The organism is Halobacteriovorax sp. RT-1-1 (assembly GCF_047085455.1).
Taxonomy (GTDB): domain Bacteria; phylum Bdellovibrionota; class Bacteriovoracia; order Bacteriovoracales; family Bacteriovoracaceae; genus Halobacteriovorax_A.
Map to the genome: position 1 here is coordinate 1,393,859 of NZ_JBKIXZ010000001.1, position 19,937 is coordinate 1,413,795.

Here is a 19,937-nt window from a genome sequence, read left to right on the forward strand (position 1 = left end):
TTTAGACATTGAAAATATTTAGAATTCTTTTAATATTCTTATTTACTCTTAATGCTCACAGTGAGTGTAGAAGTGGAATTGTCGCAATTTTTAAATCAAGCACTATTGAGGAAATTTCACAAAGCATTGGCGGAGTGAAGGCAAAGGTAGGTGAGTCTTGTAAGAGCTCAATTGGATTAGAATTAAACTCTGATTCGTATTGTGAATGTATTTCAAAAAATCAAGACACTGACTTTGATGTTAGTCGTAAGATGTTTCGCCAAAAAAATGGGAAAGCTTTAAAAAGTATTATTTTTGATCTTGCTGAAACTATCGCGGTAAATGATAATCCAGATCTTACTCTTAATTGTAAACTTCATGACACCTTAGTCAATAATTGTGATGCGCAAATGATTAGTGAAATGTTTCCTGAATATGAGGGAACAAATTTTTCACAAGAAATGTTTGCGGATTATTTAGAAATCTTTAATACAAACTCAGGTGGTGGAAAGAAAACAATTGATCACTTCCGCTCAAATTCATGTTCGTCCACTTTTGTTCGAAAGAGCTCAATTGAAGGTAATACAGCAAGTGTTCAGGCCGAACTAGATAAATCGTGTGAACAGTTTACGAGCCAAGTTATTGGCCTATGTCAAAATGAATCATTAACTGGTGTTGAATATGATAATTTTGATTTCGATTTACCAACATTAGAAAATGTCGATTCTTTTAATTACTTTTGTAAAATAAAAGATCGTCCAATAAAAGATATCAATACCGATAATAATACATTATCAAATCTATTCTTAGCATATGAGAAGAAAGACGAAGAAGTGTCTCCTTTATGTAAAGAAGTCTGTATTGATGAAGCACCATACTCTGTTAGAGGCTGCCAAGTTGATACTCAAAAAGCGATTGTGGCCCTTAAAAGATTGATCGCTAGTGAAAATGTTAATAATGAGGAAATAACTTTTTTAAAAGAAATTATTGGAAACCAAGTTTCCAATGATGTTATTGAAGGTAAAATCAATGACGATGATCTAGCGTATTTTAAGAAAAATCTTGATGACGATGATTACAATAATATCGTTCAAATTGTAAAAACGGGAAGAAATCAGGCATCTGTGAATCAACAAGACTCACTAGTTTCTCAATTCTTTGCAACGGAAAAATCCGAAGCTGTGTCAACAAGTCTTGCCTCTAATGACAAGTCAAAACCAGCTCCTGCTCAACCTACAGCTGCTCCACAAGAGCAGTCAGTGCAGCAAATTCAACAACAAATGATGGATGCCGTACCTGAACAACAGGCGGCCATGAATAGCTCAACTCAGCCCATAGGGCCGAGTCAAAATCGTGCTCTAACTTTTGGACGTCGTGGAAAGTCTAATAATGCTTCAAAGGCAACAAAAGATATCGTTGCTTCAGTTAAGGCGTTAAGAGAAGCGGGGAGCTCTCTTGCAAGTGCTCTAGAAGCACAAAAGAAAAGACTAAAAAGAGAGAGAGAAAAGATAGCGCGTGAAAATCAAGATAAGTACCAACGTTATGATGCTGAAACTCTAGAGCCAATTGAAAGAAATAGAAGAGGAAGAGGTACAAACGGAGCAGCTAATTATCCGATCGCAAATGTTGCAAGTGCCGGATCTGGTGGTGGATCAAACTTTGCCACAGGTGGCGCAGGAACTTCTTCAACAGGTAGTTCTACTTTTACACAACCTGAAGCAAAAGCAACAGTTGTTGATATCACTGGACGTTCAGCGCCTAATATTGATTTAAATAATCTTCAAAGTTCTGGAGCAACTCTGCCGGCTTCGATTACAAATCACCCAGATGCATCTGAGATTTCAAAAATGTTCAATGGCCTTGCCTATGAGAAAGATGAAAAGGGTAGAAGTATTGCAAGTGAAAAAGGTGAGGTTAAAAAGATCAAGGTTTCTTGGGGTGCTGAGAGTATCGATCTCGGATCACTTCTTATCAATGCCAAGGACCTAAAGCCTGGTGAAGAATTTATTGTCTACAAAGGTGATATGGATAAGTTTGTAAGGCTTACTCCAGCTTATCGCTTTCAAGCTGGAAAGCGTGTCTTTATCGGCTACCGAGTTGAAAATCGAAATCGTAATAATGCAGACTTGGCCGCAAGTCTCTATGCCAAGAAATTTTTAATTCTATAATTCTATTTAAATTTATATTATGAAATTTTGCGCCCTTGAAAATGACTTCAAGGGCCTTTTGATTTATTGAACTTCTTCAGAAGGAAGATCGTCTGATGAACCATCATTTGGTTCAGAAGGCTCTGTCGGCCCTGGCTTAACTGATGCCTCTGTAAGTCTCTTGTAGATAACAATTAGGCGATCTTTTTCGGCATTAAAAAATAACACTAAGTAAAAGTCGTCAGATTGTTCTTCTCTAAAAGATTCTAGATTTCCAGACTGCTTTAATGAGTCAGCTTTTGTCGAAGAATAGAAATCTTCGATCTTCTTTGTGTCTTCATATGAGAAACGAGTTGAACCAACATGATCTGTGGCAAGTGTGTCCATGATGATATTGATTTTTTCGTCTTTTAAAAGAAGTTGAAGTCTAGTTTCACTATCACCAACAATAGCACTTTGTAGCTTCTCTTTTAGCTCTTTTGAGAAGTCTGCATATGAACATTTATTAGAGATAAACACTAGTTCATTTCCTGGCTTACTCTCTAGCCCAATAAGCTTTTCTTGAGTTAACTCAAGGCATGGCTGAGGAGCAGGTTGTTGGTCTTGCTCACCAGTATTTGCAAATATCGGCAATGCAAGTAGTAGTGCTAGTATTGTTTTTTTCATTTCCCTAATTCCCTAATATTATTTGTTGATATGGGCATCCTCCCATAATTGGCCCTATCAGGCAAGCCTTTGTGCGGCGAGTTGTAGAATGTACTGGATATAACTACTTGATTTTCTTCGCACCAGAGTATTGAAGTCGGACTTCATCGCTTAGCCACTGGCCTGCAACGTCCTCATTCATGAAGTCATCACAGTATCTAGCAGGATTTCCACGAGGAAATTTCTTTTTACCGTCGTAAAAACTGAGGCAGATCTGAGCATAGTTTTCAATGTACTCTGGAAAATTCTTTGCGAATCTCTTGATGATAACTTTCGTTTTGGTGCTGGCCTTCCCATTTCTGCGATGAAAAATTTCACCTCTTAGGGGGTGGTATTTTAGAAGATCTGTTAAAACCTTCTTTCTGCTGTCGTAATTGGCCGATAGCTCTTCCATTTTGTTCCAGGCCATATTCATCACCGGGCCAGGAATTGGATTTGTTAGAAGATAGTTTGTTAGAAAAACAGATTTTAGCTGCTCATCAATTTTGTCGAATGCATTGAATGTAAGAAATATGATTTCACTATTGTAGTCACTAGGTTTAAGTAGAGATTCTAAATCACTCTTTGCGAATCCATTCAAGCAGTCCGGATTAAAGATATCCTTTGCCTTCTCAATAATTGAAGCCTTTGTATCTGTTCGTGAAATCTCTTTAACAATAATTTGTAAGAATGCCTTTTGACCTTGCTCCTCTCGACAGTAATAAATTGAATCGTTACTTTTTAAGGGTGCCTTAACGAGGTTATCGTATTTACTCTGTAAAGAGTTTGAGAGTGTTTTATAGATATCAAAATCAATATCAGGATAACGTGCAGAGTGAGATATATATGTATCTAAATCCTTTTGGCAGTCATTACACTTTTGAAAATAAAGTCTGGCATACTTTGAATAGGCCAGAGTGAAAAAGGCATAGGCCTTTAAGTTTTTATTCTCGATATATTTAGTAATAATTTTGAACTGAGTACTATTAACTTCATTCTTTGTTATTAAGTCTTCAACGTAAGAAGTTGCCATTTCACGTGTCATCTTCTTCCACTCAAAATCTCTTTGAGACGGCCTTACGTCTAAGAAGTGCTTCATGTATTCACGGTGAGACTTGTCTTTATAAAGCACACGTAGGTCATCCATCGTATAAGTGACGGCAGATACCTTTACAGAAAGAAGTGTGATTAATAAACAAATCAAATTGCGCATTTAAATAATGTCCTCGATTACTGAGAATAGAGTTTCTTTTTTAAAGGGCTTTTTAATGAAGTGAACCTTACCTTGAAGCTCGTCATTATCCAGTTCTTCATCACCAGAGATGATAATATACTTTAAAGTACCGGCCTTCGGACTGCTTTCAAAACGACGCACAACTTCTGCACCATTAATTACTGGCATATTCTTGTCTGCAATGACGATTTTAAGATTGTCGCTAATATTTTCAAAGTAGTGCTCTACGTCAACTTCGCCGCTTAGTGCTAAAGTTTCATGGCCACCTTGGCTTAGGGTAAGAGCAAAGAGCTCAGCAATATTCTCATCGTCATCGATAAATAAGATCTCTTCATTCATATATTTATTTTCCCAAATTTAAGGTCATTTCAAAAGTAATTTTTAGTAATTTATTGCTATGGGTTAAATGTGTGAATTTTGTTTTTTAAACCTTTACTTTAGTTTATTATACCCGCTGATAATTAAATGACAAAAGAAATCAACTTTTCGTTAAGAAACACACTTTAATTTGGAGTTAATGTGAAGCTACCTGTGGTTAAAAGCACACAATTAAATGATACATTTCGCTTAGACTATTATGATCATTTTGGGCCTCTTATACTGGATGGCCAACAAATCAAAGAATCGATTAAGAAAGATTTACTATTTTGGACAGAGTTTGATTCTTCATTCAAGTTTCAAATTGGTCTTGAAGGAGTTCAATTCTTATTGGGAATTGATAAGGACGAAAAAGTACTTCGTCTATGTAATATTAAATTAGCAAATGAGATATTTTTACTCGATAACTTTGTTGGTGAAGAGAGTGAGGAGTATAAAAAGTTTAAAGCACACGTTACAAAAGTGATGAGTGTTAAAATTGCTGATTTTCCAGGTGTAAGTAATATTATAACTCACCGTTATGGACTAACTAAACTAAGTGAGATTGAAGATAAGCCTGTTTCTGAAATGTCAGATACGATCACTAAGAAGCTTCTTTCTTTTCTTAATGATTACAAACCCGTTTTCTTTGAAAAGATCTCTGACTTCGCTCTTGGTCTTACTGCAAATTATGCACTTCTTAGAATTCACCTGCTTAAGTTCTTAGCAATTCTTCCTTCTCTAGATCATGATAAAGAAGGAAAAGAGGTAAAGCGAATTCTAAGAGAGTCTCTGAGAAGACTTATTCTTGATTCTAAGAAAGCAAAAAGATTAGACTTGAAGGGGGATCGCCAACCTCTTCCTCCACAGTTAGTGGTTCTATTTTATTTTGTTCTTCTGGCCGTTCGCATTTTTCCGGCCAAGGCGCTGGCCAATATTGTACGTTTCAAAGTTCGCTTTATGGCAAAGAGATTTATTGCTGGTGAGACAATTGAAAGCGCACAAAAGAATTTTGCAGCAATCTTTAATACGGGAAGAGATGTAACTCTAGACCAACTCGGAGAGTTAGTTGTTTCTGAATCAGAAGCTGATAACTATATGAATGAGGTTTTAAATCTTGTTAATGGTTTTAGCATGCATATTACTCCAGGTAGTCGCAATAAAGCAGGTATCTTAAGAGCACACGTTTCAATTAAGGTTTCTGCCCTTTGCTCAGACTTCAAACCTGAAGCTTTTGATTACACTTATAACTTAGTTGCCCCAAGGCTTATTAAAATTTTAAAGACGGCTAAAGAGCAACAGGTATTTATTAATATCGATGCTGAACATTATCACTATCGTGATATCGTTTTTGAAATTTATAAGAAAGCTCTCCTAGAGACAGAAGAGCTTAAAGATTATGCAGATACAGGAATTGTTGTTCAAGCGTATCTTCGTGATTGTTATGACCATCTTCAAGACGTTGTTGAGCTTGCAAAAGAGCGTGGCATGATTATGCCAATCCGCCTTGTTAAGGGTGCATACTGGGATGCTGAAACTGTAGAGGCCGAGGCCCATGGACATAATGCTCCAGAGTTCTTAAACAAAGAAGAAACAGATATTAATTTTAGACAGATGATTTATGAGATTTACAAAGCTTTCCCACATATCAAGCTTTGTATTGCTTCTCACAACTTTGCGGATCACTCATACGCTGAAGCTTTAAGAGAAATTAAGTTTAAAGAAATTGATGAAATTGAGCACCAATGTCTTCACATGACTTATGAAGCACTTTCGACAGCTATGGCAAAGATGGGATGGGCCGTAAGAAATTATGTTCCAATTGGTTCACTTATCGTAGGGATGGCCTACCTTGTTCGTCGTATTATGGAAAACTCTTCACAAGTAGGAGTTTTAACAATCATGAGAAGTCATAAGAAGAATGCAAAGCTTATGGCGCCAAATGATATCTTTAAAAAGCACCAGAATGAAGGTCTTCTAAACTTAGACTCAACTCTAACTCAGGTTCATGGGCAATTTAGTAACTGTCCACCTCTAAAAACTTACCTTGAAAAAGAACTGAAGTATTTTAGAAGTGAATTTGAAAAGTTTGAACTAGGTAAAGACTATGCAACAGACTTTGCTCTAAGTGGAGAGTCTGAATCTGTTCTTTCTCCATCTGATGGAAAGAGTGTCGTTGGTAAAATTACTTTTGCCAATTTAGACGATACTGAAAGAGCAATCGATACAATTGATAATTCTTTCTACGAAGGTGAGTGGTCAAAGGCCTCTTGGCAAGAAAGAGCGGCCGTCATGGCAAGAGCTGCAGAGATGATGTATCTGCGTCGCAATTACTATTCTGCACTAATTATGCATGAATCAGGTAAGGCCATCGGTGAAGCATTAGCTGACGTCGATGAAGCAATCGACTTCTTAAACTTCTATATTAGAAGGCTAGCTGAAGTAGGAGATAATGAAGAGTTTAAGGCCCGTGGCCCATTTGCCATTATTGCTCCATGGAACTTCCCTCTAGCAATTCCGTGTGGGATGACAGCTTCGGCCTTGCTTACTGGATCAACTGTTATCCTAAAACCAGCAGAGCAAACTCCTCTTATCACTTGTGAGCTTGTGGCGCTATTTCATGAAGCGGGTGTTCCTAAAGATGCCCTAATTCATCTTCCTGGAGTTGGTGAGACTGTTGGTCAGAAACTAATTGAGGATAAGCGTATTGCAGGTGTTATCTTTACTGGTTCAAAACCTGTCGGTGTTCATATTGCAAAGACTTGTGCAAAAAGACTTTATGAGAATCGCAACACAGGCAAGAGCTATCCAGTTCGTGTTATCACTGAAATGGGTGGTAAGAACGCTGTTATTGTAACAAATAATGCTGAACTCGATGAGACAGTATCAGGTATTCTTTATTCTGCCTTTGCACACGCTGGTCAGAAATGTTCTGCAGCTTCACGTGTTCTTGTTCATAAAGAAGTAAAAGACAAATTAGTTGCTCGACTTAAGCAAGCTGCTAACGATATTTACGTTGGGCCAGCAACGGACTTTGCAAGTTTCATTAATCCACTAGTGAGCCAAGAAGAAAAAGATCGTCTCATTGCTCAAGTCAAAGAAGCAAGTGAAGAGGCAAATAAATACGGTGGAGTTGTCCACGTTAACCGCTCAGAAGAAAATCTTCCAGGTTACTGTGTAGGCCCAACAATTATCGAACTTCCAAAGTCACGTGCTTTAGAAAAAGATAGTTTTGCTTCTCGTGAATTATTTGCTCCAGTTATCCATGTCGTTGCATACGATGATTACGAAGACGCGTTAAATATCTTTAATAGTGTTGAGTATGGCCTAACAGGTGGTGTTTTCTCTCAATCGCAAGATGACATTGATTTCCTAACAAAGCGAATGCTTATCGGAAATAATTATATTAATAGACCTATTACAGGTGCTCGCGTTGCTATTGAGCCTTTTGGTGGTTTCAAGATGTCGGGGACAGGGCCAAAGGCCGGTGGTGTTGATTACCTAAGAAGTCTTTTTGTAAGAAGTAACTCTGAAGAACTTAAGACTTCTACTTTTGATAACGGAAGTGATTACGAACCAGTTGTATCTCGTAGCTCTTCTTCTGACCACTTTGTTAGACGTGAAAAAATGCTTTCAGCACTAGACGAAATCATTAGTAATTTTGGTCCATTATTTCCTGGGACGTTTGGAGAACAGAGACATGCTCTTAAAGATCTTAAGAAATGGCTTGAAGTTGACTATCTTGATTTCTTAAATAAGGGACGCGATAACCGTTATATTCCAGGACAAATCAATTACTCTGTATTTGATTGTAATAAAGACCGTGCACTTTATTTGAGTTTAAATGAAGAAATTAATATGCAAACATTCTTTGCTGTTCTTATGTCTTTAACAACTGGTACAGGTGTAACAATTCTTTGTTCAAATGCTGAAGCTTATCGTTGGTGGAATTATCTAATAGATATTCTTAAGAAGAATCGTTTCTCTAAAAAGAATATTGATTGTTATCACGTTAGCAAAGAAAAGATGCACACTCTTCTAAATGAAAATTTTGATGTTGTTATTTGTGACGGTGATCTTGAATCAATTAAAGAGTTTAACTCTGCTGTTGGTGAAAAAAATGGTCAATTTGTTATGACATCTTTTATTTCACCACTTGAGGATTATGTTAATGGATCATATTTTGATCTTTTCCATCTATTCTCATGTGAAAGAAGCTACGCTGTAAATATCATGAGGCATGGAGCACCGATGGAGTTAGACTCGTAATGAAGTATCGTCACTTAATTTTAGGAGCGGGTAATATGGCCCGCGCTCTAATCCCTGGTTTCATCGAGAATTCTGATGATTGTGAATTCCTTGTTTTTACACCAAGTGGTGATAAGGCAAAGAGCTTTGCACTGGATTTTGGTGCTACTTGGATAAAAGACCTAGAGGAGTTACGAAATACTCATATTGATTATCTTTGGGCCTGTTTTAAGCCTCAACAACTTAAGCAAGTGGCCCTTGAAATTGACTTCTTAACACATCCGTATCTAACGATTGTCTCACTCCTAGCGGGAAGTGATTCTCAGGCCCTTACTGAAAATTTGTTATCTGATCAAATTATTCGAATTATGCCAAATACTCCTGCCCAAGTGGGTCTTGGGGTAAATGCTCTTTATAAGTCAAAGAGTGTTCATCAAGATAAGTGGAATGCTTTCTGGCAGGCCTTTAACTCTAGTGGGATTAACACCGTTTTCGACAATGAAGACGATATCGATACGATTACTCCTTTTTCTGGCTCTGGCCCTGCATACTTCTTTGAAATTGCACGTATCTTAATTGAGGATATGAAGGCACGTGGAATTGACGGCGAGCTTGCACATAGAATGATTGCGGGTACAATAGAAGGTGCTGGTCGAATGCTTTCACAAAACAATGATGCGCAAACTCTTCGCAATAATGTCACATCAAAAAATGGTGTGACTTATGAGGCCCTTGAATCTTTTAAAGAATCGGGAATGGAGGAGATGTTTAATCGTGCAATAGAGCGTGCTTACCAGAGAACACTTGAATTAAAAGGAAATAAGTAATGAAAAAGGTTTTAGATAAATTACCTGAAGGTTTAAGAAATACTGCATTTGTTAGACTCTTTGGTTTAACAAAAGTACCAATGATTTTTTGGCTAAGACCAACAGTACTTGAGCTTAGTGATGAAGTTACAGCAATCAAGATTCCTCTTTCTCGTCGCTCTAAGAATCATTTAAATAGTATGTACTTTGGTGCCCTTGCTTGTGGGGCAGACCTTGCTGGCGGTTTTGCAGCAATGAAGAAGACGATGGATAAGGGAAAGAGAGTGTCACTTGCTTTCAAAGAGTTCCATGCAGAGTTCTTAAAAAGAGCAGAAGGGGATACGGTCTTTACTTGTTCTCAGGGAAAAGAAATTGATGCTTTTGTTGAAAAAGTATTAGCAAGTGAAGAGCGTCACAATCTACCACTAGATATTATTGCAACTTGTCCTGATGTTTCAGGTGATGAGCCAGTTGCAAAGTTTACGATTACTCTTTCTTTAAAAAGAAAATAATTGCTCCTGAGGCGAACCGCTCGGGCGTGGACCCTCGCTCTCGATTAGTTTTTCAGCTAAAGAGTGGGGAGCTAGCACCGCGAACTATAGTTTGCCTTTGGGCAAACAATTTCGCGGATGCTTAAGCAGGGTTAGGGGAGTCAATAAAGATACACTCTAGCCCATATGTTTCTTCAATTAATTTCTTAAGAGCAATTACACCAAATCTTTCTGTCGCATTATGGCCTCCAGCGAAGAAGTGAATTCCTTCTTCACGCGACTCGTGCCAGTCGTGCTCGCTCATCTCTCCTGTAAGATAAGCATCAAGCCCTTCGCGCACGCAGTAGCGCCAGTCAGAGTTTGCTCCACCTGTAATTATTCCCATTGATGAAATCTCATCATCATTAGGCTCACTGTGAATGATATCGTGATTAAGAACTTTCTTTAATAGTTCTTTTAGTTCGTTTGGTTTTAATGGTTTTTCGAATTTACCTTGAACACCTGTAGGCATGCCTTTGTAGTCACCGTATGGACCTAATTCTTTAAGTCCGATTGCTTTGGCGATACCTGCTGCATTTCCATCTTCGAGATGAGCATCAAGAGGTAAGTGGTAGCCAAATAGATTGATATCGTTTTGAATAAGAGGCTTTACTCTTTTTGCGAAACTTCCTGTAATAGTTCTGACGCCATGAAATTTCCAAAATAATCCATGGTGAACAATCATTGCATCTGCACCAAATTCACAGGCCTTTGCAATTGAATCTCTTTGGGCCGAAACAGCAAATGCTATTTTGGAAATCTCTGAGCGACCTTCGATTTGTAGGCCATTTGGGCCATAGTCGTTATACTCATAAGTATTAAGGTGTTTTTCTAAGAATTTTCCAAGCTCTTTTGCTGAAACTGTTGCCATAAGTGATATCCATACCGTTAAAAATTATTGTGTTGGTTGGTTATCATTATCCCCTTGGCGGCCAGAGAAATCAACTTTGAACTTTTCAAAACCGTGACTCTTTTCGACATTTTCTTGTTTCGTTACACTAGAGCGAATTTTGCTTACTGTATGACGCAGTTCCTGATTTTCTGGAACTAGCTTTAGAGCAACCTCAAATTCTTCCATTGCCTTATCAAAGTTATTTAGCTGCATGTAAGCGCGCCCTGCATTGATATATGGATATTCGCGATTAGTGTACTTTGGTGCTTTTTTTGCAAGTTCATACCATTTGATTGATTCATTGATATGACCTTCATTTAATAGAAGTGTTCCTAGATCGTTATAAGGAGCACCATATTCTGGATCGATTTCAATTGCTTTTAGACAAAGTGATTTCGCATCTTCAATATTTCCCATTTGAGATGTTACCCAACCCATAAGAGTCAGTACTTCCGCAGTTTCTTTGTGACCACGGGCCTTATCGAATAACTCAAGAGCACCAGCGAGATCTTTTTTAGAAACTAAGACATGTGCTTCAGTAATATACTGTTCGTATTTCTCTTCTCTTTTAGCATTCATTCCAAGAATTGGTGCAGTTTTAGAGTGGGCAAGATTTAGAATCTCAAGTGATTCTAGAAAGTATAGTGGTGGAGTGAAGTCTTCTTCAAGCTCCATTTCATCATCATCTTCATCGATTCTTCCACCTTCAATAAGTGTGAAAGGACCTTTTTTAATAATCTCTTTTGCAACAATGATTTCTTTCTTCTCTTTTATATCAATTGCTTTTAAAAGCCCCATACGAGGTGTGGCGACATCAAGTGACGAGCGCTCAATTAAGATAAGGTGTAGTTCTCTAGTGTATTTATATGAAAGATTGATTAGGCGAGTGATCACACCAACAACTTCATCGTCATTTTTTGGAGCGAGAGCAATGAAGCTTTCGATCAAATTATTCATAAGCCTTAGGTTTTCTCGACCTTGGCGAAAATTATTCTGGTGGAGAAGACTAAGGTCTCCAAAGTGAGATGGAATCAGTAATTCGCTTACTAATTTATCGTATTCAGTACTAAACTCTTCAATAATAAGGCGTGCCTTAGCATCGAGGTGTGTTTCACTCAATTCACATACAGCATGTAGAATCCTTTCTAAGTAGCTTCTTGATTGAGTAAGTTCGCTTAATAGAATTTCTTGAATTGTATTCATTTTAGTGGTTTCTTCCCTTGAATAATCATATCTCGTCCCTGAAATATGCACTCTATAATTCATCTTGTCTACGTTGTGACGCATCAACATCTCGTCGACCGGTTACTTTATACATATACACATTTCGTGCCAAATTTATTGTTTCTAAATGACTGAAATCTAATAGAGGAAAATAAGATGGGGCCAAAAAATTGGCCCCAGTGTCTAGAATATGTAACTTTATGAGTTTTCTAAGTGTTCTTTATTCAAGAGTTTTTGTTTCATACTTCAGAAGATTTCCAGCATCGTTGGCCTTGTCGTATGCCGTCGAAATTCTCTGGAAGATATCATCTGTCTTTGCACCAATTGCCGACTTACCTTTAAAGTTTAGTGAACTTAGATTACGGTCTTGGTTCTTCTTAAACATATTACTAAATGGATTACCATTATTCTTTTTCTTAACTGAAGCCGTTCCTCTTCCACCAACAAAGCTTGGTCCACGACCTCCAACATAGCTGATACCTTTAAGCCCGCTTCCGCCAGCTCCAGATAGAGCTTCTGGTTGCGCAGCACCTCCAGCAGATGAACCTCCGCCACCGCCTCCACCGCCTGGTGAACTACCTCCACCACCGGCACCTTGAGCGATTTGACCACCTTCTGATACGGTTGCAACAGGCCCAAAATTACCTTTTAGTCCTCCGCCTGTTTTCGCTTTATTCACAACAGTTGATGTATCCACACCTGCTGATGTTGGGTCATCTGTACTTGCGGCAGTTGCAGCTACCGCTTGATCTTGTTCTGTGTGTTGGTATGCCTGATTTGTACCAAATCCACCTACCGAGTAGTCACCAAATGATGGGACATTAACTGTATTTGCCCAACCTGACTGACATTGTGCATGTGCAGGGTTGGCCTGACAAAACTCCATATAGACATCTTGGTTTTCAAAGAAGTCCTCTGGAAGCTCCATTGTCTCCATTCCTTCAATTTTACCAATAGCACTTGAAATCATTTTTTGTTGTTTACCAAGCTGACTTACGGCCATTTGTTCTTTCGCCACATCAACCCCAGCTTCAGCTGCGATTTGGTTACCAGCTCTTTTCGCTTCACCGTTTCTTAGAATTGAAAACTTCTTACTACCAAAGTTTAGCTTACAAATCTGTTCTGGTGAGCCCATTGATCCTGCACCACCGTCATTAATTATATATTCTGCAATTCCTGAAAGTGCCTGTTCAACTGGTCTCTTACAAAGTTCATTTGTTTCAAAATATGTTTCACTAGTCGGAATACTAGAAGTCATCGTTAAGATCGTTCCTAGTCTTGCAACTTCAATTGTACGACGTGTTTCGGCCATTGTTTGTTGCTTGGCCAGACCATCTTTTTGTGACTTAAGGGCAGTTGTTGTCACGTTTTCCGACGCATCCATATTCATTAGTTTATTTTGCTGTTTTGTACTAAAGTCTTGCGCTTGAAATTGTTGGAAAGTTGCATTTGCAGTCTTTCCAAGTTGTGCAGCATTATGAGCAAGAACTAAGTTAGAACACTCGTCATAGTCAATGGTTTCAAGTCCTGATAGGCGACAAGTGATACGTCCATCAATTGAAGTAAGTTTCTCCGGATTTGAGTATTGATCTTCTGATTGACGATCCTCTTCAAGGTTCTCTCCAAATGCAGCGGCAATTTGGTTACATGCTGTAACATTTTTAACTGCGGCAGAAATAACATTGCCATCAACCTCAGATGAATTATTAGCATAGATGAAAACAGCTACGGCCTTTGTATAGTCAATTGAATTTGCTTTACCACTTCGGTAAACCTCTTGAGCAACATCTTGCCAATTCGCATTTCCATTTGTTCCTGAAACCTTAAAGGCCCTTTGACACTTAATTGCACCACTACTACCAATAAAGTCAGGTTCAACATTTTTAAAATCAAGAGTTGTTACAGATTTAGAACAAGCTTTGAAAGCCTCGATCTTAGATTTATTTTCTTTGGCCATCATTTCTTGTAAACAGCCATTCCAGTCTTTATGTTTTGCGCTATCACTTGCTACGTCACCTTCATCTTGTGGAGGAGAAGTTGGCTGATTTGGTTCAGAACCGTCATTGGCCAAACCATTTGCAAGTTCTTTATCTTTTTGAAACTCTGCTAGCTTTTGGCCACAAAAGTTATCAATCTCTTCCTGTGGTATCTCTTGTCGCCCATCCGATGGCATATCAAATGGCACCATTTGACCAGTGCTTGGATCAGGACAATCAACATTCACAGTGCCTGCGTAGCTCATATTAAGTGGCGCAGCCGCTAGAAGAGTTAAGGTAAAAGTATTTAAAATAGTTGTTTTCTTGCTCATAAGTGACTCGAAAGTTAGGTTTGCCTTACTTAAATTATAAGTTCTAATCGGTTAAATTCTTCGAAAAGTTGAGTATTTAAGCATGATTTAGGGATTTGAGGGGTGTTGCACAAGATAAGTGCTTAAAAATATGTTCATTTTTAGGGGCCGGCCATGTAAAATCATATTTTACGATCGCCCATGATTGTGGCCATTAAAAAGAAATTAACAACTTAGCAGTATATAAGGGGTGTAATAAATGACTTCACAACGAGCACATACAATCGAAGACTTTAATATCGAAGAGGGAATTTACGAATTTCAAGTACAAGAGACGCATCTCGATACTTTTGGTCATATGAATAATGCAACCTATTTGACTATCTTTGAGCAGGCCCGTTGGGACATGATTACAAAGAATGGATGGGGTATGGATCGCATTATGCGTGAAAAAAGAGGTCCTGTCGTTTTAGATATCAACATCACTTTTAAGTCTGAACTTCGTCTAAGACAAAATGTAAAGATTCGCTCAAAGGCCACAAGCTTTGTTAATAGTAAGGTTCTAACTTTCGAGCAAGAGATGTTTGATGATACAGGTAAGGTGTATACAAAATTTAAAATGACCGCAGGACTGTTTGATCTAAAAGAAAGAAAACTTATGGGCCATGATCCTGATTGGTTAAAAGCGGTAGGGCTTAGTTTAAAAGCTTAAAGAAATGATGATAAATTTTTTCAGAGCTTGCTTTTACTTCATCTAAGAAAGTAAGCTCTTTCATTTTTTCATGCTCTAATAATTCGCAAAATAGCTCGTAAGTGTATTCTTGATGATACTCGGATGAAACCTTACTGTAGCTTATATGCCATGCCTCTGGAGCAACTCCACCAAGATCTTCTACATATGGCCTATAATAAGAATAACTCTCGTTATTTTCAATTTTTGTATTTAGCCACTTACTAAAATCAGCAAATGGTCCACCCTGTGTAAACTCTTCTGGAATTAATTGAATGTGATAACCTTCTGGCCAGCTATTGCCATCCACAACATCAAGCTCTGTTCCCCAGTGATGACGAGAAGTTCCTGGAAGTGCCGACCAGTTGATAATAGCGTTTACAATTTCTGAAGGGGAGAGTTTTGTGTGATCTAGTTCATTTCCCGTGCGATCATAGATTGGGCGTTTGCCGGCGCACTTTTCATTCCAGATTCTGAGTTGGTCATCGAAAGATCGAAAAGAGCTTGTGACATAGAAATCGACACCATCTTTTAGCGCATCTTCTTTGAAACGTTTAAAGTCTTCAAATGAATCTTTGTGGAAGTAGCGATTGATGCTCTCATCATAAATGAGATGTTCTTTTGTCATTCCGAATAAGACTTCCTTGTCTACCTTGCTCATATATTTTCCAATTATTATTCAGAGAATAATTTCTTTAGTCCTGACTGAACATAGCGATGTGAGATAACTTTAAAGATTGAAACAGACTTATCTTTGATAATATCGTTATCACCATAGTCATATTTTTTGTTCGATTCTCCGTTACCAGCTCCCGCACCAAAACTTAAAACTTGTGAGCTAGAGTTGTCATCGAACTTCCATCGATTAGTATTATTATTTGTTGTTTTTCTAACAGTTTTCTTTGCTGGTGCTGCAAGTCCCTTGGCAGGAAGCTTGGCCGAGACATTTTCAACTGCGTCTTGAAATGAAGGCTCTGTTGGTCTTAAGCGAGCGAATGCTTCACTTGCACCGTTACCATTAAAGATTGATACATTGTTGTTATCACCATAGCGGCCCGCTTGTTTTGCAAGCTCATCACTAATCTTACTAAGTCCAAGTCCTGTACTTTTCTTAAATGGATTTTCTAGCTTCTTTTTGATTGCATCCATCGCCTTGGCCGCCATGGCAGCTTGTGCATCAGTCGTTGAAGCATTGTAAGTTCCACCATTACCCTGAGTTGTTGCATTGGCCGCTTTGATTGCTTCCGTAACATCAAGTCCACCAAGTGAACTTAAAGCAGTAGGGGATACCGTAATCTTCTTACAAGCATTTTCTCCCTTATTATTTTTTAGCTTACGACAATTACACTCGCGATCAAACTTTCCATCAACATAGAAACAGCCTTGTGGATTCGTACTTTGAGCTGCTCGTGATGAGTCAGCTGATGCTACATATGATCCAGAATACTTATTCCAGTAGTCCTGACATGTCTTAGATTTCTCGCGGTTAGGATTCTTATTTCCTTGTGCTGTATAACAGTAACAAGCAGGGTTGCTTAAGCTATCTCTTCCATCTGGACAAAATGAAGCAACACTCTTTACATACTTCTCTTTTAAAATCTTAATCTGCTCAACATTCGATTTGGCATCTTTATTATTCTTCTTTGCTTGATTTGAAACAGTAAGTGCCGCAGGGACTGTTACTGCTGAGGCCACAATAACTGTACATGGATTATTAGTGATCGAGCGAAAGCCATTTGCCATATCGCTGAAATTCCACTTCGAAGCGCCACCAGCTTCACCTGGGGATTGGTTCATACAGCTTGTCCCAAATGATGAAAATGTCTCATAAACTGCAACAGCTGCTGCCGCTGTATATCCTAGGGCCAGTGTTTTATATTGTTTTGCCTGTTTTGAAGAAACATCTGCTAAATATTCTTGTTCTTTTTCTAGCATATCAAATGCCGCAATTTGAGCATTCTTCATTGTTTCAGGGTCTTTTGAGATTTCTTCGTATTCTTCTTTAAACTCTTTTGTTTTCTTCTTTACGTCTTCTTTGTTGATTTTTGTTTGATAGAAGCTATAGGCCGAGATCGCACCAACCAGCATACAAGACTTACAGCTTGAACGGTTTTCATCTTTTGATACTTCTGATGAATTTGTATCAGCGCCACTTGATTGTTCTACCTTTGCATCTACTTTCGGCTCTACCTTTGGGTCTACTGGAGCCGACTCATTTGTTGTTGATTTGGCAGCATCTTCTCCGTTAAAGAACTTAGGAACTACTAGGGCCGTAACTCCTGTAACGATCCCCCAAGCTTCTGCAAAGCCAGTTATTAAATTACCCTTACCTTTACTTTCAACATCACTATCGGAAACTCGTCCAGCATTTAGCTCATTAATTGTTTTTTGTTGTCTGGCATCGGCCGCTGCTTTCATACAAGCATTGCGTTCACTCTCACTCGATTTAGAGTCACAATCCTGATACTCATCTCGATTCTTTATTGAACCCTCTGTATACATACAACGATTCAAACTAGCGTTGAAAACCTGTCCTGTTGGGCAGTTTGTCGTCGCAAAGACTTCGAAGTGTCCAAGTGCAAAACTTAAAAATATGAGTGTTAAAATAATGCCTTTCATTTTTACTTTTCCTGCTTTTTTAGGCTATCAATCTAGTTACTTACTTAGTATAACAGCAAAGCCTAAGTTTTTAATAGTAGGGCAATTGCTGTTTTATCGTTTAAGTTTCTGTTATTACAGGGGTTTGGTTGTGAATTTTAGACGTTTGTTGGTGTTAATTTCTATTTTTGTAAGCCTTAAAACTGTGGCACTGCCATTAAGTGATCTGCAAACAGGTGATGTGATCTTGTTAGATATGGACTGTTTCAGTTGTGAGCTGATCGAAAATGAAACTGGTGGCCCATTTTCTCACTCTGGAATTGTTCTAAAACTAGGTTCTCAAGTTTATGTTGCTCAATCTCTTGGAAGCGTTCACCACCTGCCACTAAAATCATTTCTAGCATACTCGAATAAGGTCCCACACGTTATTCGTCCAAAGCATATTAATTTCTCAAAGAAAAGAAAATTAATTGAAAATTACAAGTCAATCTTTCTTGGAATGGACTTTGATCACGATTATCTTTGGGATGATGACAAGCTTTATTGTTCGGAGTTCATCTACAAGCTTCTTAAAAGCGTTTATGCTATTGAGAAGTTTAAACCAGCTCCAATGACCTATGATAAGAATCCTAAGGGATGGCAAATCTATTTCGGTGGAAAACTTCCTCCTAGTGGAAAGTTAGGGCTTTCTCCTAATGATTTCTTTTTCTCAACTGGTTTTGATGGTGACTTTAAAGACATGGGGCCGCTATATTAAATTGTGAATCAATTTAATCAGGCCCATAAAGAAAGCGATCACTTTCTCAAATCTCAGACTCTTATTGACTTAGTTCAAAAGGCCCTCACTCTTGTAAAGTTTGAGAGCGATAAAATTGAAGTCCTTGAAGTTGGATGTGGGCAAGGTCTAAATTTGGCTAATTTCAATTTCTCTCAATTATTAGGCATCGATATTTCTGAAGAGGCCATTTATAAGGCCCGCCAAAATTTTAACAATTTCGAATTTCAGTGTTTATCTAGTCTCAAGTTAGATCAGATCGAGCGCTCATTTGATCTTATTTTAGATGCTCACCAAATTCATTACTTACAATCTAAAGATGAAATTTCTCAGTATATAAGAAATGTCTTTAAGCGTTTGAATAGTGGGGGAGTTTTTTGTTTTGAAGCGATGGTTAAGAGCAAAGAGATGCTTCTTACTAACCTATCAGTTACAGTTCTCGACTACCTTGAATATGAGAAGATCGTGACTGAAGCAGGGTTTCGCATTATCTATTTGATGCTGCCAAATGGGCGTAAAATTATTGCAGATAAAAAAAGAAGGGCCGCTCTTTCGAGCGACCCGGATGTCTTACTGGTCATTGCTACTAAGGAAGACGTAGCAAATTAGTTACAGATTCCCAAAATATTTCCGACTATTCTTCGTCGTGTGGAGTACGCCCCACTTCTAATCTTTTCTCCTTTTGTTGCTTGAGTCTTTCTACATATAGAAAACGAATATCTCTTGCAGTTAGTACATCTCCATTTGCTAATTGGATTTGTGCACCATCTTTAAATCCTTCAAGATTCCCAAAAGTCTTTTTAATTTTTGCAACACTTGTGATGTCGAGGAATTCACCATTGAAGGTCTCAATTGCCATAGCGCGATCTAGTTTTTGGATCTGCTCTGGCGTGATTCTCTTCATAGTTCTTGCGTGAACTTTCTCTTGGATTGTTATCGATAACATAACTAATCCTAAAGTGATGTAAAGTGCTCTCCTTAATGTACTTTTCATAATGGCCTCTTTTCCGCTAAGTTCGTTCTTCCTGAAGCCTTCAGCTTTAAACATCCTGTTTAAGAGCTTTGTTGCTATAGTAAAAGCATGAACTGTGCCAAAAATTGAACACGTACAATCAGCTACTTAGAGATTTATGGGTGGTGTCGAATGGGAAAGGGGCGCTTTTTGGCCCTATCTATGAACAACAAAGGCCCCAAAATGGGGCCTTTATGCATATTTGATTTGTATTTTAGATTAAGCTTTTAGACAGTCTTCGGCTTGCTCTGGATTTTCTGTACACTCATCCTTCTTGTCGCAGAATTGGCAATCTTCACCAATCAGCTTTCCAAGTCCACCACATGAGCCTTGTAGCTTACGGTTAGAAATAATTACACCAACGGCCATTCCTGTAATTGATAGAGCAAGAACAGCGAAAGTAATTAGGAATAGTTTAATGTTAGCATCCATAA

Annotated in this window: 17 protein-coding genes; 7 read left to right on the forward strand and 10 right to left on the reverse strand. The window is 38.2% G+C overall.

Features of this window, described 5'->3' with window-relative positions; all coding sequences use genetic code 11:
* Positions 1-8 precede the first annotated feature (8 nt).
* Positions 9-2,147 (forward strand): hypothetical protein, encoded by a 2,139-nt coding sequence (locus tag ACMAWV_RS06880; protein WP_412462743.1) that lies wholly within the window; start codon positions 9-11, stop codon positions 2,145-2,147.
* A 63-nt stretch (positions 2,148-2,210) separates the two neighbouring features.
* On the opposite strand, the gene ACMAWV_RS06885 is transcribed toward ACMAWV_RS06880, so the two are convergent.
* The 3 genes from ACMAWV_RS06885 to ACMAWV_RS06895 form a co-directional block, all read right to left on the reverse strand.
* Entirely contained in the window at positions 2,211-2,792 is a 582-nt protein-coding gene (locus tag ACMAWV_RS06885) for a hypothetical protein (protein ID WP_412469683.1), read from the reverse strand.
* Between the two features lie 103 nt (positions 2,793-2,895).
* A complete protein-coding gene (locus tag ACMAWV_RS06890; RefSeq protein WP_103216916.1) occupies positions 2,896-4,023 on the reverse strand; it encodes a hypothetical protein in 1,128 nt (375 codons plus the stop codon).
* Complete coding sequence (locus tag ACMAWV_RS06895) at positions 4,024-4,383, reverse strand: response regulator (RefSeq protein WP_103216917.1); 360 nt, start codon at positions 4,381-4,383, stop codon at positions 4,024-4,026.
* 180 nt (positions 4,384-4,563) lie between these two features.
* Between ACMAWV_RS06895 and ACMAWV_RS06900 the strand changes: the two genes are divergently transcribed.
* Genes ACMAWV_RS06900 through ACMAWV_RS06910 form a run of 3 tightly spaced genes read left to right on the forward strand, consistent with a single transcriptional unit; the run spans position 4,564 to position 9,967 of the window.
* Positions 4,564-8,670 (forward strand): proline dehydrogenase family protein, encoded by a 4,107-nt coding sequence (locus ACMAWV_RS06900; protein ID WP_392991542.1) that lies wholly within the window; start codon positions 4,564-4,566, stop codon positions 8,668-8,670.
* Complete coding sequence (locus tag ACMAWV_RS06905; RefSeq protein ID WP_103216919.1) at positions 8,670-9,476, forward strand: pyrroline-5-carboxylate reductase family protein; 807 nt, start codon at positions 8,670-8,672, stop codon at positions 9,474-9,476. The genes ACMAWV_RS06900 and ACMAWV_RS06905 overlap by 1 nt, the downstream gene beginning before the upstream one ends.
* Positions 9,476-9,967: a PaaI family thioesterase gene (locus tag ACMAWV_RS06910; RefSeq protein ID WP_103216920.1), complete on the forward strand. Its 492-nt coding sequence runs from the start codon at positions 9,476-9,478 to the stop codon at positions 9,965-9,967. Before ACMAWV_RS06905 ends, ACMAWV_RS06910 begins: the two co-directional genes overlap by 1 nt.
* A gap of 121 nt (positions 9,968-10,088) precedes the next feature.
* On the opposite strand, the gene ACMAWV_RS06915 is transcribed toward ACMAWV_RS06910, so the two are convergent.
* The 3 genes from ACMAWV_RS06915 to ACMAWV_RS06925 all read right to left on the reverse strand — a co-directional run bounded on the left by ACMAWV_RS06915 (position 10,089) and on the right by ACMAWV_RS06925 (position 14,409).
* Complete coding sequence (locus tag ACMAWV_RS06915; RefSeq protein ID WP_412469682.1) at positions 10,089-10,856, reverse strand: Nif3-like dinuclear metal center hexameric protein; 768 nt, start codon at positions 10,854-10,856, stop codon at positions 10,089-10,091.
* A gap of 24 nt (positions 10,857-10,880) precedes the next feature.
* A complete protein-coding gene (locus tag ACMAWV_RS06920; protein WP_158246787.1) occupies positions 10,881-12,080 on the reverse strand; it encodes a tetratricopeptide repeat protein in 1,200 nt (399 codons plus the stop codon).
* A 241-nt stretch (positions 12,081-12,321) separates the two neighbouring features.
* Positions 12,322-14,409, reverse strand: coding sequence for a hypothetical protein (locus tag ACMAWV_RS06925; RefSeq protein WP_103216923.1), 2,088 nt, complete (start codon positions 14,407-14,409; stop codon positions 12,322-12,324).
* A 238-nt stretch (positions 14,410-14,647) separates the two neighbouring features.
* Between ACMAWV_RS06925 and ACMAWV_RS06930 the strand changes: the two genes are divergently transcribed.
* The gene (locus tag ACMAWV_RS06930) at positions 14,648-15,100 is read left to right on the forward strand and encodes an acyl-CoA thioesterase (RefSeq protein ID WP_103216924.1); all 453 of its coding nucleotides are present in this window, start codon (positions 14,648-14,650) and stop codon (positions 15,098-15,100) included.
* On the opposite strand, the gene ACMAWV_RS06935 is transcribed toward ACMAWV_RS06930, so the two are convergent.
* Positions 15,084-15,779, reverse strand: coding sequence for a M15 family metallopeptidase (locus ACMAWV_RS06935; RefSeq protein ID WP_412469681.1), 696 nt, complete (start codon positions 15,777-15,779; stop codon positions 15,084-15,086). The two genes, ACMAWV_RS06930 and ACMAWV_RS06935, sit on opposite strands and share 17 nt — an antisense overlap.
* 14 nt (positions 15,780-15,793) lie before the next feature.
* The gene (locus tag ACMAWV_RS06940; RefSeq protein ID WP_412469680.1) at positions 15,794-17,737 is read right to left on the reverse strand and encodes a hypothetical protein; all 1,944 of its coding nucleotides are present in this window, start codon (positions 17,735-17,737) and stop codon (positions 15,794-15,796) included.
* Between the two features lie 130 nt (positions 17,738-17,867).
* On the opposite strand from ACMAWV_RS06940, the gene ACMAWV_RS06945 reads away from it, so the two are divergent.
* Together ACMAWV_RS06945 and ACMAWV_RS06950 are read left to right on the forward strand one after the other, a co-directional pair.
* Entirely contained in the window at positions 17,868-18,473 is a 606-nt protein-coding gene (locus ACMAWV_RS06945; RefSeq protein WP_158246788.1) for a YiiX/YebB-like N1pC/P60 family cysteine hydrolase, read from the forward strand.
* 3 nt (positions 18,474-18,476) lie between these two features.
* A complete protein-coding gene (locus tag ACMAWV_RS06950) occupies positions 18,477-19,100 on the forward strand; it encodes a class I SAM-dependent methyltransferase (protein ID WP_412469679.1) in 624 nt (207 codons plus the stop codon).
* 25 nt (positions 19,101-19,125) lie between these two features.
* Here the strand turns inward: ACMAWV_RS06950 and ACMAWV_RS06955 are convergent, their stop codons facing one another.
* Together ACMAWV_RS06955 and nqrM are read right to left on the reverse strand one after the other, a co-directional pair.
* The gene (locus ACMAWV_RS06955; protein WP_146037773.1) at positions 19,126-19,485 is read right to left on the reverse strand and encodes a hypothetical protein; all 360 of its coding nucleotides are present in this window, start codon (positions 19,483-19,485) and stop codon (positions 19,126-19,128) included.
* Between the two features lie 237 nt (positions 19,486-19,722).
* Positions 19,723-19,935: a (Na+)-NQR maturation NqrM gene (nqrM, locus tag ACMAWV_RS06960; protein WP_103216930.1), complete on the reverse strand. Its 213-nt coding sequence runs from the start codon at positions 19,933-19,935 to the stop codon at positions 19,723-19,725.
* Between the last annotated feature and the right edge of the window lie 2 nt (positions 19,936-19,937).

Bases quoted from the DNA above. Each gene is read 5' to 3' on its own strand.
- ACMAWV_RS06885 (WP_412469683.1), bottom strand. From the start codon at position 2,792: ATGAAAAAAACAATACTAGCACTACTACTTGCATTGCCGATATTTGCA.
- ACMAWV_RS06930 (WP_103216924.1), top strand. From the start codon at position 14,648: ATGACTTCACAACGAGCACATACAATCGAAGACTTTAATATCGAAGAG.
- ACMAWV_RS06895 (WP_103216917.1), bottom strand. From the start codon at position 4,383: ATGAATGAAGAGATCTTATTTATCGATGACGATGAGAATATTGCTGAG.
- ACMAWV_RS06920 (WP_158246787.1), bottom strand. From the start codon at position 12,080: ATGAATACAATTCAAGAAATTCTATTAAGCGAACTTACTCAATCAAGA.
- ACMAWV_RS06935 (WP_412469681.1), bottom strand. From the start codon at position 15,779: ATGAGCAAGGTAGACAAGGAAGTCTTATTCGGAATGACAAAAGAACAT.
- ACMAWV_RS06910 (WP_103216920.1), top strand. From the start codon at position 9,476: ATGAAAAAGGTTTTAGATAAATTACCTGAAGGTTTAAGAAATACTGCA.
- ACMAWV_RS06925 (WP_103216923.1), bottom strand. From the start codon at position 14,409: ATGAGCAAGAAAACAACTATTTTAAATACTTTTACCTTAACTCTTCTA.
- ACMAWV_RS06955 (WP_146037773.1), bottom strand. From the start codon at position 19,485: ATGAAAAGTACATTAAGGAGAGCACTTTACATCACTTTAGGATTAGTT.
- ACMAWV_RS06940 (WP_412469680.1), bottom strand. From the start codon at position 17,737: ATGAAAGGCATTATTTTAACACTCATATTTTTAAGTTTTGCACTTGGA.
- ACMAWV_RS06905 (WP_103216919.1), top strand. From the start codon at position 8,670: ATGAAGTATCGTCACTTAATTTTAGGAGCGGGTAATATGGCCCGCGCT.
- ACMAWV_RS06890 (WP_103216916.1), bottom strand. From the start codon at position 4,023: ATGCGCAATTTGATTTGTTTATTAATCACACTTCTTTCTGTAAAGGTA.
- nqrM (WP_103216930.1), bottom strand. From the start codon at position 19,935: ATGGATGCTAACATTAAACTATTCCTAATTACTTTCGCTGTTCTTGCT.
- ACMAWV_RS06915 (WP_412469682.1), bottom strand. From the start codon at position 10,856: ATGGCAACAGTTTCAGCAAAAGAGCTTGGAAAATTCTTAGAAAAACAC.